Source organism: Geobacter sp. (genome assembly GCA_009684525.1).
Lineage (GTDB): Bacteria > Desulfobacterota > Desulfuromonadia > Geobacterales > DSM-12255 > Geoanaerobacter.
In genome coordinates this window covers 64,716-79,080 of record WKKR01000004.1, presented here as the reverse complement: position 1 = coordinate 79,080, position 14,365 = coordinate 64,716, and the positions used below count along the sequence as shown (strand labels likewise).

Annotated in this window: 12 protein-coding genes; 4 read left to right on the top strand and 8 right to left on the bottom strand. The window is 58.9% G+C overall.

Annotated elements, in window-relative coordinates:
- Positions 1–2 precede the first annotated feature (2 nt).
- From GJT30_13700 to GJT30_13690, 3 genes are all read right to left on the bottom strand, one after another.
- Positions 3–746 carry an NYN domain-containing protein gene (locus GJT30_13700; GenBank protein ID MSM40664.1) on the bottom strand — a complete coding sequence of 248 codons (744 nt, stop codon included), beginning with the start codon at positions 744–746 and terminating at the stop codon, positions 3–5.
- 122 nt (positions 747–868) lie between these two features.
- A complete protein-coding gene (locus GJT30_13695) occupies positions 869–1,387 on the bottom strand; it encodes a hypothetical protein (GenBank protein ID MSM40663.1) in 519 nt (172 codons plus the stop codon).
- Positions 1,388–1,855: 468 nt separating this feature from the next.
- Positions 1,856–2,326 (bottom strand): tRNA (uridine(34)/cytosine(34)/5-carboxymethylaminomethyluridine(34)-2'-O)-methyltransferase TrmL, encoded by a 471-nt coding sequence (locus GJT30_13690; GenBank protein ID MSM40662.1) that lies wholly within the window; start codon positions 2,324–2,326, stop codon positions 1,856–1,858.
- A gap of 172 nt (positions 2,327–2,498) precedes the next feature.
- Here GJT30_13690 and GJT30_13685 point away from each other — a divergent pair, with 172 nt between their 5' ends.
- Positions 2,499–4,127 (top strand): phosphoglycerate dehydrogenase, encoded by a 1,629-nt coding sequence (locus GJT30_13685; protein ID MSM40661.1) that lies wholly within the window; start codon positions 2,499–2,501, stop codon positions 4,125–4,127.
- Between the two features lie 3 nt (positions 4,128–4,130).
- A complete protein-coding gene (locus GJT30_13680) occupies positions 4,131–5,564 on the top strand; it encodes a hypothetical protein (GenBank protein ID MSM40660.1) in 1,434 nt (477 codons plus the stop codon).
- 101 nt (positions 5,565–5,665) lie between these two features.
- Here the strand turns inward: GJT30_13680 and GJT30_13675 are convergent, their stop codons facing one another.
- From GJT30_13675 to GJT30_13655, 5 genes are all read right to left on the bottom strand, one after another.
- Positions 5,666–6,730 (bottom strand): 3-deoxy-7-phosphoheptulonate synthase, encoded by a 1,065-nt coding sequence (locus tag GJT30_13675; protein MSM40659.1) that lies wholly within the window; start codon positions 6,728–6,730, stop codon positions 5,666–5,668.
- 199 nt (positions 6,731–6,929) lie between these two features.
- Positions 6,930–7,511 (bottom strand): bifunctional nicotinamidase/pyrazinamidase, encoded by a 582-nt coding sequence (pncA, locus tag GJT30_13670; GenBank protein ID MSM40658.1) that lies wholly within the window; start codon positions 7,509–7,511, stop codon positions 6,930–6,932.
- A gap of 18 nt (positions 7,512–7,529) precedes the next feature.
- Complete coding sequence (locus GJT30_13665; GenBank protein ID MSM40657.1) at positions 7,530–8,963, bottom strand: nicotinate phosphoribosyltransferase; 1,434 nt, start codon at positions 8,961–8,963, stop codon at positions 7,530–7,532.
- A gap of 252 nt (positions 8,964–9,215) precedes the next feature.
- Entirely contained in the window at positions 9,216–9,599 is a 384-nt protein-coding gene (locus GJT30_13660) for a hypothetical protein (GenBank protein ID MSM40656.1), read from the bottom strand.
- Positions 9,600–10,072: 473 nt separating this feature from the next.
- Positions 10,073–11,362 carry a phosphopyruvate hydratase gene (locus GJT30_13655; GenBank protein MSM40655.1) on the bottom strand — a complete coding sequence of 430 codons (1,290 nt, stop codon included), beginning with the start codon at positions 11,360–11,362 and terminating at the stop codon, positions 10,073–10,075.
- A gap of 247 nt (positions 11,363–11,609) precedes the next feature.
- On the opposite strand from GJT30_13655, the gene GJT30_13650 reads away from it, so the two are divergent.
- Together GJT30_13650 and ybeY are read left to right on the top strand one after the other, a co-directional pair.
- Complete coding sequence (locus GJT30_13650; GenBank protein ID MSM40654.1) at positions 11,610–14,012, top strand: HDIG domain-containing protein; 2,403 nt, start codon at positions 11,610–11,612, stop codon at positions 14,010–14,012.
- Positions 13,921–14,361: an rRNA maturation RNase YbeY gene (gene ybeY / locus GJT30_13645; GenBank protein MSM40653.1), complete on the top strand. Its 441-nt coding sequence runs from the start codon at positions 13,921–13,923 to the stop codon at positions 14,359–14,361. Before GJT30_13650 ends, ybeY begins: the two co-directional genes overlap by 92 nt.
- Positions 14,362–14,365 lie beyond the last annotated feature (4 nt).

The window sequence follows — 14,365 nt, the reverse complement described above, 5'->3', positions numbered from 1 at the left end:
TTTCATGCTTTCTTTCTTTTGTCTTTGATATATATCGCCTTAGACTGTGCATCCCTCGTGACCCTCTCTTCCAAGTCAAAAAGCTGAGTGGCCTTAACCAATTCCCCTAATTTTTTGTAGCCATAGTTTCTCGCATCAAACTCTGGTAGTTGCTTAACAACATTGCCACCAACTGTTGCTAGGTGTGCCCAACCGCTGTCATCTGAAGAAGCCTCAACTGCTGCCCGAAGTATGTTGACTAGTTTTGTGTCCTGTTTTAACTCAGAGGTAGATTTTTGCTTCAAAACTTCTGGCTCACCTTCTTTAGCTCTCAACACCTCTGAAAATATGAATTTGTCGCAAGCGGCTACAAATGCTTTTGGCGTCTTTTCTTCTCCAACACCGTAAACCATAAGACCTGCTTCCCGTATCCTTGTAGCAAGCCTTGTAAAGTCACTATCACTTGAGACTATGCAGAATCCATCAAATTCGCGAGTGTAAAGCAGATCCATAGCGTCAATTATTAATGCGCTATCAGTACTGTTTTTTCCTGAGGTATATCCGAATTGCTGCATTGGCTGTATTGCATATTGTACCAGTACTTCTTTCCACCCCTTTAAATTCGGCCCTGTCCAATCGCCATAAATTCTTTTCACGTTTGCAGTGCCATATTTCGCAACCTCAGTAATTAACCCCTCTATAATCGAGGGTTGTGCATTATCAGCATCAATGAGAATTGCCAACTTATTCGATGTCCCGTTCGCCACAAAACTTTCCTCCTTTTTCTCAATTCATCTAACGGGGCTGAGGCTGACCCGCCATCGGCGGGTCTTGCCGATGGTTGGAAGCTTGTCGTAGATTTTTCTAATAGCAGTTGAGATTCAGATTTCTATTGATTCAGTATCTTACTTTTTTCTTTATCATACTCTTCTTTAGTAATTGCATTACTGTCAGAGAGTGCTTTTAACTCTAGTAATTTTTCATAACTGTCGTCGTTGATTTTAACCTTATTCGCTTGTTTTGATTTATTAATACAGATAAATGTTATTTCTATGAAAGGATAATTCCCAGCCATATACGCTGGAACTGATGTTTGTTCAATTAATGGTTTAGGCTCTAGATTTTTATCCTTACAAAACTGGATCATTCTTTCAGTAGCGCCATCTCTCGCTCTTCCAAGCCCACCTATAGCAAAAATGTTCCAATTTAGTTCATAAACACGGTATTGCTCAGAAAGTGGATAGCTCTCTAATTCTGCAGCATCAACTAGCTTTTCAATGTTGCCTGTGTAAACTGCATCTTTAAGGGCAGACTCGCTTTGATCTACTCTCTTAATCGGGTGTGAGATTGAGCACCCATTTAGCGCTAAAGCGATTAAACAAACTATTACAAAACGAAATCCAGTCATACATATCTCCTTATTTGATTTTACCTTCTTCCAACTCCATATTCACCAGATCAGGCCATCTTCCCACCTAATCCGGCTACGCTAAAAACTATCTTGTAAAAAGCGGGGACGACGGGGACAGCATATAAAACTATCTCGCCCTTCACATCCTGCCCATGGGGCCTTTCTCATAACTCATTGATTCAATGACGATTACTACACCAGCTTCTCGCAACAGGCAAGGTGAATTTAGCACTGAAATGAGGTATCAACTGTCACAGTAACGTGTTTATCAGACCACTTCTGTTATTTCACCCGGTTATGACTGAAAAATACCGGCATGCAGCGAATGCCCATGCTTACACTGCGACATGATAGAATTTCATTAACGGATTGACGTTACGTGGAGTGGGGGTGTAGCGGGCTATCCGAAACACCGTGCTCCTGTGGTGTCGCGAATCGGGAGAGGGGAGACGGGAAGGAAAGGCGTTACTCTAGCCTTCCCACCTGCCGCAGCGCCTCGTACAGCACGATGCCGGTGGCGGTGGAGAGGTTGAGACTGCGAACATTGCCGAAGATCGGGATGCGGATGCAGGTGTCGGGGTGGGCGTCGATCAGTGCGTCGGGCAGCCCCTCGGTCTCCTTGCCGAAGACCAGGAAATCCCCTTCGCGAAACGAAAACGCGGTGTGGCAGGACGCTGCCTTTTTGCTGGCATAGACGAAGCGGGCAAAGGGAAAGGCTGCCTGCAGCGTTGCCAGGTCGGGCCAGGTACTGATCTCGACGGAATGCCAGTAGTCGAGCCCGGCCCGCTTCAGGTAGCGGTCGTCCAGGGAGAAGCCGAGCTTTCCCACCAGGTGCAGGGGGGTGCCGGTGGCGGCGCAGAGCCGGGCGATGTTACCGGTGTTGGGCGGTATCTCCGGCTCGACGAGAACGATATGGAACGGGCTGCGCTGTTTCATGGGCGGTCGGGGAACTGTATACCACGAATGCCGCCCCCCGGTCTTGCATTTTTTCCCCGGCGGGTCTATGATGCGTATTTCACGGCCGGCCGGTACGCGGCGGGACCGTGCGACCAGGCTGCAGGCGGCATCTGCGCGCTGTGGCAACAATGGCAACAAGGAGATCGATGCAATGAAAGTGATTGTTACCGATGAGGTAGCCGGCGAAGGGCTGGCGCTGCTGAGGCAGGACCCGCGGGTCGAGCTCGAGGTGCGTCTCGGCCTCAAGAAGGATGAACTCCTGAAGATTATCGGCGACTACGAGGTGATCATCACCCGTAGCGGCACCACCGTGGACAGGGACGTGCTCGATGCCGGCAGGAAGCTGAAGATGGTTGCGCGGGCCGGGGTCGGCATCGACAACGTGGATGTGGAATATGCCAGCTCCCGCGGCGTCATCGTGGTCAATGCACCCTTCGGCAACACCAACAGCGCTGCTGAGCATACCCTGGCGCTCCTTCTGGCCGCCTGCCGCAACGTGACCAAGGCAAACTCCTCGCTCAAGGGGGGGGAATGGAAGCGGGCGCCGTTCACCGGTTATGAGCTGAAAGGGCGGACCGCCGGCGTGATCGGCCTCGGCAAGGTGGGGGGGCGTGTCGCCACCAGGCTCAAGGCCTTCGAGTGCGAGGTGCTGGCCTGCGACCCCTATATTGCGGTGAAACGGGCCCATGACCTGGGGGTCAAGCTGGTTTCCCACGACGAGATCTACAAGAATTGCGACATCATCACCGTCCATACGCCGCTTACCGAGGAAACCCGTGACATGATCGGCGAGCGCGAGCTTGCCATGATGAAGGACGGCGTCATTGTCCTCAACGTGGCCCGGGGCGGGATCTACAACGAGGCAGCGCTCTTGAACGCCCTCAATTCGGGGAAGATCGCCGTTGCCGGGATTGACGTCTACACCAAGGAGCCTCCCGATTCTGATACCCTCCGCCAGCTCATCACCCATGAACGGATGGTGGTTACCCCGCACCTGGGGGCCAATACCTTCGAGGCCCAGGTGAACGTGGCAGTGGACGTTTCCAAGGAGATCCTCAACTACCTTGACGAGCAGCCGCTGGAGAATGCCGTGAACATCCCCCGTTTCGACCTGGCGCTGATGGACCAGATGCGGCCGTTCCTCAACCTGATGAGCGTCATGTGCGATTTCGGCATCCAACTGGTCGATTCCAACCCGGCCAAGGTCTCCTTCGGTTTTGCCGGGAATATCGCCCATTACGACTGCACGCCGCTGGCGGTCTGCGGTATCGCCGCGCTGCTCAACCGGCGCGTGGAGCAGGACGTGAACATGGTCAATGCCTCGCTGATCGCCGAGCAGATGGGGATCACCATCGAGGAGACCAAGTCGACCCAGACCGATGCCTTCTCCAACCTGATTACCCTGATCATCGAAGGGGAGGGGGGGAAGCGGCGGCTGGTCTCCGGCACCCTCTTCGAAGGGGCGCCGCGCATCGTCCGGCTGCGCGACTACAACATGGACTTCACCCCGGAGGAGCACATGCTGCTGCTCCACTACGAGGACCGACCCGGCATGATCGGCAAGATCGGCACCATCATGGGGCAGCACGACATCAACATCGCCTCCATGAACCTGGGCCGCAGCGAGAAGAGAGGCGAGGCGATGGTCATCCTCTCCCTCGACACTGCCGTGCCCCCAGTCGTGGTGGATGAGATCCGGAAGGCGACCGAGGCGACCTTCATCCGGGCGCTGCATATGCCGACTGCCAAGTGCAGTCGCGGCTGCGGCTGCGGGATCTGACACGTGGTCCAGTTCGACCCGAAACGAGGGGGACTGCCGGAAAACGGCCGCCCCCTCTTTTTTATCTTTGCCGGGGTGGCCCTCCTGGTCACCGCTGCCTTTTTCGGCCCGTTTCTGGGCAATTTCTTCGCCTTCGACGATTTCGCCATCCTGGAGCATATCAACCAGGGGCCGATGGCGGTCCTGCTCGGTTACAACTACATCCTCCGCTTCGTGGCCAATGCCGCTGCCTGGCCGCTCTACGCCGTCTCGGGCTATGACCCCTTCGGCTATAACCTCTTCGGCGCCTTCCTCTGGTGTCTCAACGCCGTCCTCTTCTACCGTTTCCTGAACCGGCTCCTGGCCGACCGCTGGTACGCCTTTGTCGCCGCAACGATCTTTGTCGCCAGCGCCGTCGGCATCGATGCGGCGCTCTGGAAGGCGGCCAACAGCACCCTGCTGAACCTGGCCTTCTATCTCCTCGCCCTCCATGCCTACGTGGTGTTCCGCCAGACCGGCAACCGCCGGCAATGGTGGCTGTCGCTCTGCTGGTTTGCCCTGGCGGTCTTCAGTAAGGAGGAGGCAGCATCACTGCCGTTCGTGGTGCTGCTGCTGGAGCTTTTCTGGTTCGACGGCCTGCGGGAGAAGAAGGCCGTTGTGCTCAGGCTGGCTGCATACTGCGCGGTGGTGGTCTTCTACGTGCTGTTGAACTATGTCGTTACCTACCAGATCTTCGGCGCCCAGGCAGAGGTTGCGCGTTATTCCAGCTTCCGCCCCCTGCGCAGCCTCTTTACCGGCTTTACCGCGTTTTCTCTCACCCCGGACAGCCGGTGGGGAGCCAACGATCCGCGCCTCTACCTCACCTGTCTCCTGGTGCCGCTCAGCTTTCTGCTGGTAAAGGACCGCCGCCTCCTCATCCTGGGCTATGCCTGGGTCTTCTTCACCTTCCTCCCCCAGAGCCTCAGCACGCTGACCCAGCTGGAGCCGCGCTATATCTGCAATTCGCTCAGCCGCCACCTCTACCTCCCCTCTGCAGGGGCGGCCATCGTCTTTGCGACGCTGCTGATGCGGTTGCGCGACCGCGTCCAGCCGCGGCTCGCCGTCGGCATCATTGGGGTCTGCCTGGCCGGTTTTGTCGGCTTCAATCTCTGGCAGGCCCAGGTGCGGGGGAGGGCTTGGCAGCAGGAGGGGGAGGGGATGGAGCGGTTTCTCGTGGCCCTGATGAAAGAGGTCCCCCAGTTCCCCCCCAATACCTTTCTCTACGTGAATAACGCCCCGGCCGGCAGGGCCTTTGTCCAGCAGGCGCTGCGGGCCTTCTACCGCAACCCCTCCATCACTTGGATCAACGACCCGAACAGCTATCGCCGGAAACCGGGCGAGACTGCCCTGCTCATCGACACCCTCTGGCAGGAGGATAGCTCGGTCCGCTTCGCCTTCTACCGGTTCGGCAGCCCCTGAGGCGCCGGATGGAAACTAAATAAAAAAAGCGCTTCCCTTTTTGCGGGGTAGCGCTTTTTTTTATGGTGCCGCAGCAGTGGCTGCGCGAAGGGGGTGCCGGATCAGTCGATACGGCGTCCGCCGCATTTTTTCAGCCGGGCATGGGCATGGCGCAGGATGGTCTCCGTGGTCTCCCAGCCGAGGCACTTGTCGGTGATGGAGACGCCGTATTTCAACTGGGCCGGGCTCTTCGGCATCGGCTGGTTACCGTCCTGCAGGTAGCTCTCGATCATCACGCCGGAGATGGAGCGGTTGCCCGCCTCGATCTGGTCGATAACCGACTCCAGCACTGCCGGCTGCTTTTCGTGGTTCTTTTCCGAGTTGCCGTGGCTGCAGTCGACCATGATGGTGGGGAAGAGGCCGGCCTTCTGCAGCATCTCCTCGGACTTCTTGATGTCTTCTGGGGAATAGTTCGGCTTTTTCCCGCCGCGCAGGACGATATGGACATCCGGGTTGCCGGTGGTCTGCACGATGGATGCAAGCCCTTCCCGGTTGATGCCGAGGAAGTGGTGGGGGTGGAGGGCTGCGATCATGGCGTCGATGGCGATCTGCAGGTTGCCGTCCGTGCCGTTCTTGAAGCCGATCGGGAAGGAGAGGCCGCTGGCCAGCTCGCGATGGGTCTGGGATTCGGTGGTGCGGGCGCCGATGGCCCCCCAGGAGAGGTGGTCGGCCAGGTACTCGGGGGTGATTGGGTCGAGCATCTCGGTGGCAATCGGCAGGTTGTGGGCCGTGACCTTGCACAACAGGCTCCGGGCCACGCCGAGCCCCTTGGAGATCAGGTGGGTGCCGTTCATGTCCGGATCGTTGATCAGCCCTTTCCACCCCACCGTGGTGCGTGGTTTCTCGAAATAGACCCGCATGAGCAGAAAGAGCTGGTCGGATACTTCGGCAGCGAGCTTGGCCAGGCGATGGGCGTATTCATGGGCGCCGATCGGGTCGTGGATGGAGCAGGGGCCGACCACCACCATCAGGCGCGGGTCTTTGCCCTGGAGAATGTTCTTGATCGCGGTGCGGCTGGCAGTGACGAATTCGCTTGCCTCCTCGGAGAGCGGGAAGACCTGGCGCAGGTCCGCAGGGGCAATGATGGGGGTGATGCTCTTGATCTTGAGGTTGTTGGTCTTGATGATCATGTCGTCTTCTCCGGCGCATTCGCTTCAGGGCCGCTGACGGACCTCTCCGGCAGGGCTTTCGCGGTGTCTGCCCGGCGCAGCCCCTGGCGGCGTCCGGCGAACCGGCCGAAGCGAACCCGCACCTTGGTGGATTCGCTGCTCCTCGTGCAAGTGAGTAAATCTATAGGATTTGAGCTGTTGTGTCAAAGGGTTATTATCAGAGATCGGCGATGGTGGCGAGTTTGGCGCCTGCTGCCTGCATCTCGTCCAGGGCGCGTGCCGAGTCGCCGGGGCTGAGGTCGACACCGCGGCAGGCATCTACCAGGACCGTGACCTCGAATCCCTGGCAAATCGCCTCCAGCACGCTTTCCTTGACGCAGTAGTCGGTGGCGAGGCCGCCGATCCAGAGGTGGGTGACGCCAAGCTCGCGGAGTACAGCGGGGAGCGGCCTGTTGCGGTCATCCCGTGCGTGGAGCGCCGAATAGTCGTCGCTGGCGGGGTCCATTCCCTTGGAGACGACGATTGCCGCCTCGGGGAGTCGGAGTTCCGGGTGGAACGCCGCGCCGGCGGTCCCCTGGACGCAGTGCATCGGCCAGATGCCGCCATACTGGCTGAAGTGGCTGGTCTGCGCCGGATGCCAGTCGCGGGAGGCGACGACCGGCAGGCCCCGTGCGGCAAAGATCACTGCGGCCCGGTTCAGGAGCGGGATCACCCTGTCCCCCTCTTTGACCCCCAGGGCGCCGCCGGGGCAGAAGTCGTTCTGAACGTCGACTATGACAAGTGCGGAGCAATCGGACATCGGTCCCTTCCTCGCCGGTTACGGCTTTCCATACCCCTGCGCAGCCTCCTGGACCAGGCGGCTGCGCAGCTCATTGAGCTTCGTGCTCACGGATACCTTGTAGATATGCGGATTGATGTGGCGCAGGCATCCCTGAGGAAGCCGTGTGAGCTGGTTCGCGCAGCGGTTTGCCATCTCCTCCAGCGATTCGGGAGGGATGAGCCGCCTGCCCTGGCACATCACCTCGCAGCGCAACTCATCCAGTCGCGCATTGACCGGCACCGGCTTCTGTTCCAGGGGGTTGGCGGGGTTGATGACCGTATCCCCGGCCTGCAGCTCCTCGCCGGCCAGGGTCATGATGTCCATGAGGAAGCTGTCGTCTGGCGCCACGGCGCGCAGCAGCCGCTTCTTGTCGGGGAGGGTCGCTTTGGCGAGATCGCTGGTCACCTTGAGCTTGGGGGTATCGCCGATCCTGACCAGCTTGTAGACTCCACCCAGGGCACCGCCGCCGTCCCCCATGCCGGTGGCGAGCCGGGTGCCGACGCCGTAGATGTCCACCTTTCCCCCTTCGGAGAGGATCGACTCTATGACGTACTCGTCGATCTCGTTGGAGGCGACGATCTTCACTGCCGGGAAGCCCGCCTCGTCGAACATCCTGCGCGACTCGCGGGAGAGCCAGGCCAGGTCGCCGGAGTCGATCCGCACGCCGCGCAGTTCATGCCCCTTCGCCCGGAGCTCCCTGGCCACAGTGATGGCGTTGGGGATGCCGCTTGCCAGGGTGTCGTAGGTATCCACCAGGAGGATGCAGCCGTCGGGGAAGACGTCGGCATAGGCGCGAAACGCGGTCAACTCGTCAGGAAAGGCCATGATCCAGCTGTGGGCGTGGGTTCCCTTCACTGGGATGCCGAACCGGTGCCCGGCCTCCACGTTGCTGGTGCTGCGCACACCGCCGATATAGGCGGCCCTGGCCACCGACAGCCCGCCATCGGGGCCGTGGGCGCGACGCAGGCCGAACTCGATGACCGAGGCGTCTCCGGCCATGTGGCAGATGCGGGCCGCCTTGGTGGCGATCAGGGTCTGGAAGTTGATGATGTTGAGGAGCGCGGTTTCTACGAACTGGGCCTCGGCCAGGGTCCCCTCCACGGTCAGGAGCGGTTCCCGCCCGAAGACCACCGTCCCTTCCCGCAGGGCAGTGACGGTGCCGCGGAAACGGAACGAACGGAGAAACTCCAGGAAGCGGGGTTTGAAGATGCCGAGCCCCCCCAGGTAGGCCAGCTCATCCTCGGTAAAGGCAAGGTTCTCCAGGTAGTCGAGCGCCGTTTCCAGACCGGCAAAGACCGCGTAGCCGCCTTTGAAGGGGTTGTGGCGGAAGAAAAGGTCGAAGACCGCGGGGGTCTCGTGCATCCCTTCTTCCAGGTATCCTGCCAGCATGGTCAGTTCGTACAGATCGGTAAGGAGGGGAGAATAGCGCATGATCCACCTGTCTCCGTTCAGCGGGATTGATACGGGACAGTATAGCACAAGAGAAAAGGGGGTTGCATGCGCAAACCCCCTTCGTGCTTCTAAGTTGAAAAAACTCAGGTTGTTCAAAAACGGTCAGATCGTCGCACCCGCAGAAAGCCCTGCGGAGGCGTAGCAGCGCTACGCCGCACAAAGTGGCTTTCGAGGACGGCGGCGAGATGGCCGTTTTTAGCTGCGCTGAAACTTCGTTTTCAACAACCTGGACTACGACAGTTCTTCCTCCTGACGCTCCTGCAACGGCTGCATCCGCGACAGGGTGATGACGGCGATCCGTTGTGCCAGCACCGACTCTGCGAAGGCAAAGATGAACGAAACCAGGCTGTAGATCGCGGTTACGCTCACCAGGTTCTCCGGGGCTCCCAGGGAGGGGAAATATTTGGCGGCCGCCACCAGGGAGAAGGCGAGGATTGCACAGACCAGGTGGCGGATTACCCAGCCGTTTTCCTGCCCCTGCAATGCCTGGAGCCGCTCCAGGTCGCCATCCTCGGCGGATTCGTTTACCTGCAGCCAGGTCCCGCATATCCTGAGGACCATTATCGTGGTCATTGCCACGGTCAGTGTCAACATCAGCGAGAATAACATCGTCATATGCCTGTCTCCTCTGTGGGCCGTGCTGCAGTAATGCTGTTTTTCATATATTCAGGAATTGCAAAATAGTGCCCAAGAACCGGCGCGGCAATATTATAATTCATTAAAATGAGCGGAATGTAACTGGCTGAAATTGCGTTGCATGGCAGGATTGTGAGGAAATTTTCAGAACCGGATGGAGAGGGGCTACGCAAAATGCAGGGGAAGGGCACGGTGAATTCGCCGGTCACTGTTTTTGGTTGCGAAGTGAAACTGTAAAATATCTAAAAATCAACTACTTGAAACATTTGAGCTGCTTCATGGGCAGGACGTAATCGTTATTTGGCTGAGATGGGGTGCGGCAACCACCGGGAGTGACCAGGGGATGCTGTCGAGTTGTGCGGGAATGAGAACGGGGATGTCCGTCCGGACATCCCCGCGATCTGTTGCAGATTCACCAAGGGCAGTCATGGCGCACTGCCCGCGAAGCGGTGTTATTTCTTGATGTTGTAGAAGACGTCCTTGCCGCGGAAGAGGGCGGTCGAATCCAGTTCGTCTTCGATCCGGAGCAGCTGGTTGTATTTGGCGACCCGGTCGGTACGGCAAAGGGAACCGGTCTTGATCTGGCCGGCATTGACCGCCACGGCCAGGTCGGCCAGGGTGGTGTCCTCGGTCTCACCGCTTCGGTGGGAGATGACGCAGGTGTAACCGGCCCGCTTGGCCATCTCGATGGCGTCGAGGGTTTCGGTCAGGGTGCCGATCTGGTTCAGCTTGATCAGGATGGAGTTGGCGATCCCCTTCTGGATCCCTTCCTTCAGGATCTTCGGGTTGGTGACGAACAGGTCATCGCCGACGATCTGAATCCTTTTGCCGAGCCGGTCGGTCAGCAGTTTCCAGCCGTCCCAGTCGTTTTCCGCCATGCCGTCTTCGATGGAGATGATCGGGTACTTGTTGACCAGGTTCTCGTAGAAATCGACCATCTGTGCCGGGCTCTTCTTCGGTTCGGCCTCGTTCTCCAGGGTGTAGACCCCATCCTTGAACAGTTCCGAGGAGGCGACGTCGAGGGCAAGGAGGACCTCTTCGCCCGGCTTGTAGCCTGCCTTGACGATGGCTTCCATGATCACTTCGAGCGCTTCTTCGTTGGACTTCAGGTTTGGCGCGAAGCCCCCTTCGTCCCCTACGGCGGTGTTGTACCCCTTGGCCTTCAAGACCCCTTTCAGGGCGTGGAAGATCTCGGCACCCATCCGCAAGGCCTCGGAAAAACTCCGTGCACCGGCGGGCATGATCATGAACTCCTGGATATCCACGTTGTTGTCGGCATGGGCGCCGCCATTGAGGATATTCATCATGGGGAGGGGAAGCTCTTTGGCGTTGCAGCCGCCGATGTACTGATAGAGCGGCAGTCCGACCACCTCGGCCGCAGCCTTTGCCACGGCCAGGGAGACGCCGAGGATGGCATTGGCCCCCAGGTTGCTCTTGTATTCGGTCCCGTCCAGTTCCAGCATCTTCCGGTCGATTCCGACCTGGTCAGTGGCCTCCATGCCGACGATCTGGTCGGCGATCTGCTCGTTGACGTTGTCGACTGCCTTTTGCACGCCTTTGCCCAGGTAGCGGGATTTATCGCCGTCACGCAGTTCCAGCGCCTCGCGCTCGCCGGTACTGGCACCGGATGGTACGGCTGCTCTTCCCATGACGCCCGATTCAAGGAACACCTCGACCTCAAGAGTCGGATTGCCCCGCGAATCAAGAATTTCTCTGGCATAGACATCGGTGATCTGGCTCATGAAACTCCCCCTTCAGGAAAATGAAAGAGCGGGCAGGTAGCCCGCTGATAGTTGTCTATATATCACAGATCAGGGAAAAGGAAAGATTAATTAGATGTGCGGCTGGTCTATCCTGCTGGAAATGCGCCCTGTTTCAGGTGCCGTGGCAGGGCATTGAGCAAGTTGACACGGGTCTTGCGAAAGGCTATAGTGCTTTCTTATATCTCAGCAGTCTGCATTGCGTCATATTCTAGGAATCAGGACCTCCATGCCCCTGGACGGCAGTGAACATTCGAACGTCACCAGGAACTCCTTCGCACTGATCGGGGAGCGATTGCTGAATTCCATGCTGGAGCGTTTTTCCAGCCCGCGCCATGAGAGGCGCAATCGTTTCATCCTTCTCGTCTCTACTGCGCTGCTCCTCACCCTCATCCTGATCCCCGGCCAGCGTTTCGGCGGCCAGCGCTACACTGCCGGGGACATCGCCACATCCGACATCCGCGCCACCCAGGACTACCTGCTCGAAGACAAGCAGCTCACCGAGAAGAAACGGGCCGAGGCCGAGGGCGCGGTCCCCTATGTGTACGAGTTCAACGCTACCGCGGCCCAGGAGGTCACGCGCCGTTTCGAGAAGGCCCTGGCGCTCGTTTCCGCAGCCCGTGGCGGAGACCGTCAGGAGGAAAAGGCCGGCCTGCGCCGCTCCCTGGACGAGCTCCTCGGACTGAAGCTGACGGATCAGGAATATGCCGCATTCCTGAGGGTGCGGTCGGACCGGGCGCTGCTCGCCGAGATCAACCGGGTGATCGGCATCATCTTCAGCAACAAGATCGTGGCGGATCACCGGATGTTTTCCACCGATCTCGCCCATGGCGTGGTCATGCAGGATTGCCGGACCTGCGAGGCGCTCGGTACGCTCGACCGCTCCTACAAGGCCATGGACCTGGCAGAGGCCCGCAAGCTCGTCGTGAGGATGCGGTTGTCGGCCGGTGCCGACAGCCATGACCTGGAGATCTTCAAGGGGACCCTGGCCAAGGCGCTCCAGCCCAACCTGACCTTCAACCGCGAGGTGACCGACGACCGGCGCCATGCTGCCCGCATGGAGGTGAGTCCGGTCCTGTATCAGCTCAAGCGGGGGGAAATGATCGTCCGCTCGGGCGAGCGGCTCACCGAGGAGCATGTCCGCCGCCTGGAACAGATCTATGCCGCCCATGGGGGCATCGTCAGGCTTGCCAGCGGCCTGGGCGTTTTCTGCCTGGTTCTGATCCTCTTCTATTTCCCGTACCGATTTGCCCGCAAGAATATCCGCAAGTTCTCTCCCGGCCACAAGGACCTGGTCCTTCTGGTGCTGGTAACCATCTTCCACTTCATCCTGCTCAGGATCGGCCTGATGGTTTCCACCGCCATGGGAGGGCTCTTGCCCTCCATCAATGCGGCGAGCTTCTATTATCTCTTCCCCTTTGCCGTTGCACCCATGCTGGTCCGGATCATCCTCAACTCCGAGGTGGCCCTGGTCTATTGCTCGGTATGCGCCCCGCTGGCCGGCATCATGTTTGACGGCAGCCTGCAAGTGGTGATCTACGCCCTGATGGGGGGGGTGGTCGGCGCGCATGGCGTCCGCCAGTGCAAGGATCGCGGCGTCATCTACAATGCGGGACTCAAGGTGAGCGTGGTGAACGTGGTCCTGGCATTGTCGTTTCAATTGTTCGGCGACGGGCTCTTTACCATGCAGACCCTCTACTGCCTTTCCTTTGCCATGATCGGCGGCCTGGTGAACGCCACCCTGGTGACCGGTCTCATCCCACCGGTGGAAAATATCTTCCAGTACACCACCGACATGAAGCTCCTGGAGCATTCCAACCTGAATGCGCCGCTTCTGCACGAGCTGATGGTCCGGGCGCCGGGAACCTACCATCACAGCGTCCTGGTCGGCAACCTGGTGGAGTCGGCTGCCGAGGCGATTCATGCCAACCCCCTGCTGGCGCGGGTGGCTGCCTACTACCATGATGTGGGCAAGCTCTCCAAGCCGCTCTATTTCATCGAAAACGTCGGGGGGGGAGAAAACAAGCATGACAAGCTCTCCCCCAACATGAGCGCCCTGATCCTGATCGCCCATGTGAAGGAGGGGGTGGAACTGGCCCGGGAACACCGGCTGGGTCAGCCGATCATCGACATCATCCGCCAGTCCCACGGTACCGGCCTGATATCCTTCTTCTACCAGAAGGCCAAGACGCAGGCCGCCGATCCCCAGGGGGTCAATGAGCAGGATTTCCGCTACCCCGGACCAAAGCCGCAGACCAGGGAGGCGGGACTGGTCCTGCTCGCCGATGCCGTGGAGGCTGCCAGCAGGACCCTTGCCGATCCGACCTCGGCCAGGATCCAGGGGCTGGTACAGAAGATCATCAACAACATCTTTATTGACGGCCAGTTGGACGAATGCGAACTGACCCTGAAAAACCTGCACGAGATAGCCAAGAGCTTCAACCGGGTCCTGAACGGTATCTACCACCACCGGATCGACTATCCGGAACCGGCCTTCAAGGAAAAGATCAACAGCGGGAGGAAACCCCTTGAGCATAGCGATGACGAACCGCCAGCGGCGGCACCGGCTGGCGACACGCAGCCTAAGAAAAGCGGCGGAGAGGATATTAAGCGCCTTGGGATTGGCAGATAGCGATCTGTCGCTCCTGTTCGTCGGGGACCTGGCCATCAGGCGGATCAACCGGGAGTACCTGCAGAAGGACCGGCCGACCAACGTCATTTCCTTTTCGCTGCTGGAGGGGGAGTTCGGCGATATCAATCCTGCTGCGCTCGGCGATGTGGTGATCTCCGTCGACACGGCGGCCCGGGAAGCAGAAGATGAAGGGGTTTCACTGGATGCCAGGCTCGCATTTCTTCTCCTGCACGGCATCCTGCATCTGGCCGGTTACGACCACGAACGGAGCGGCGAAGAGGAGGCAGCAAGGATGGAGGCAAAGGAACAGGAGCTCTTTGCCATGCTGCAATCTGAGGGGCTGGTGTAGGGAA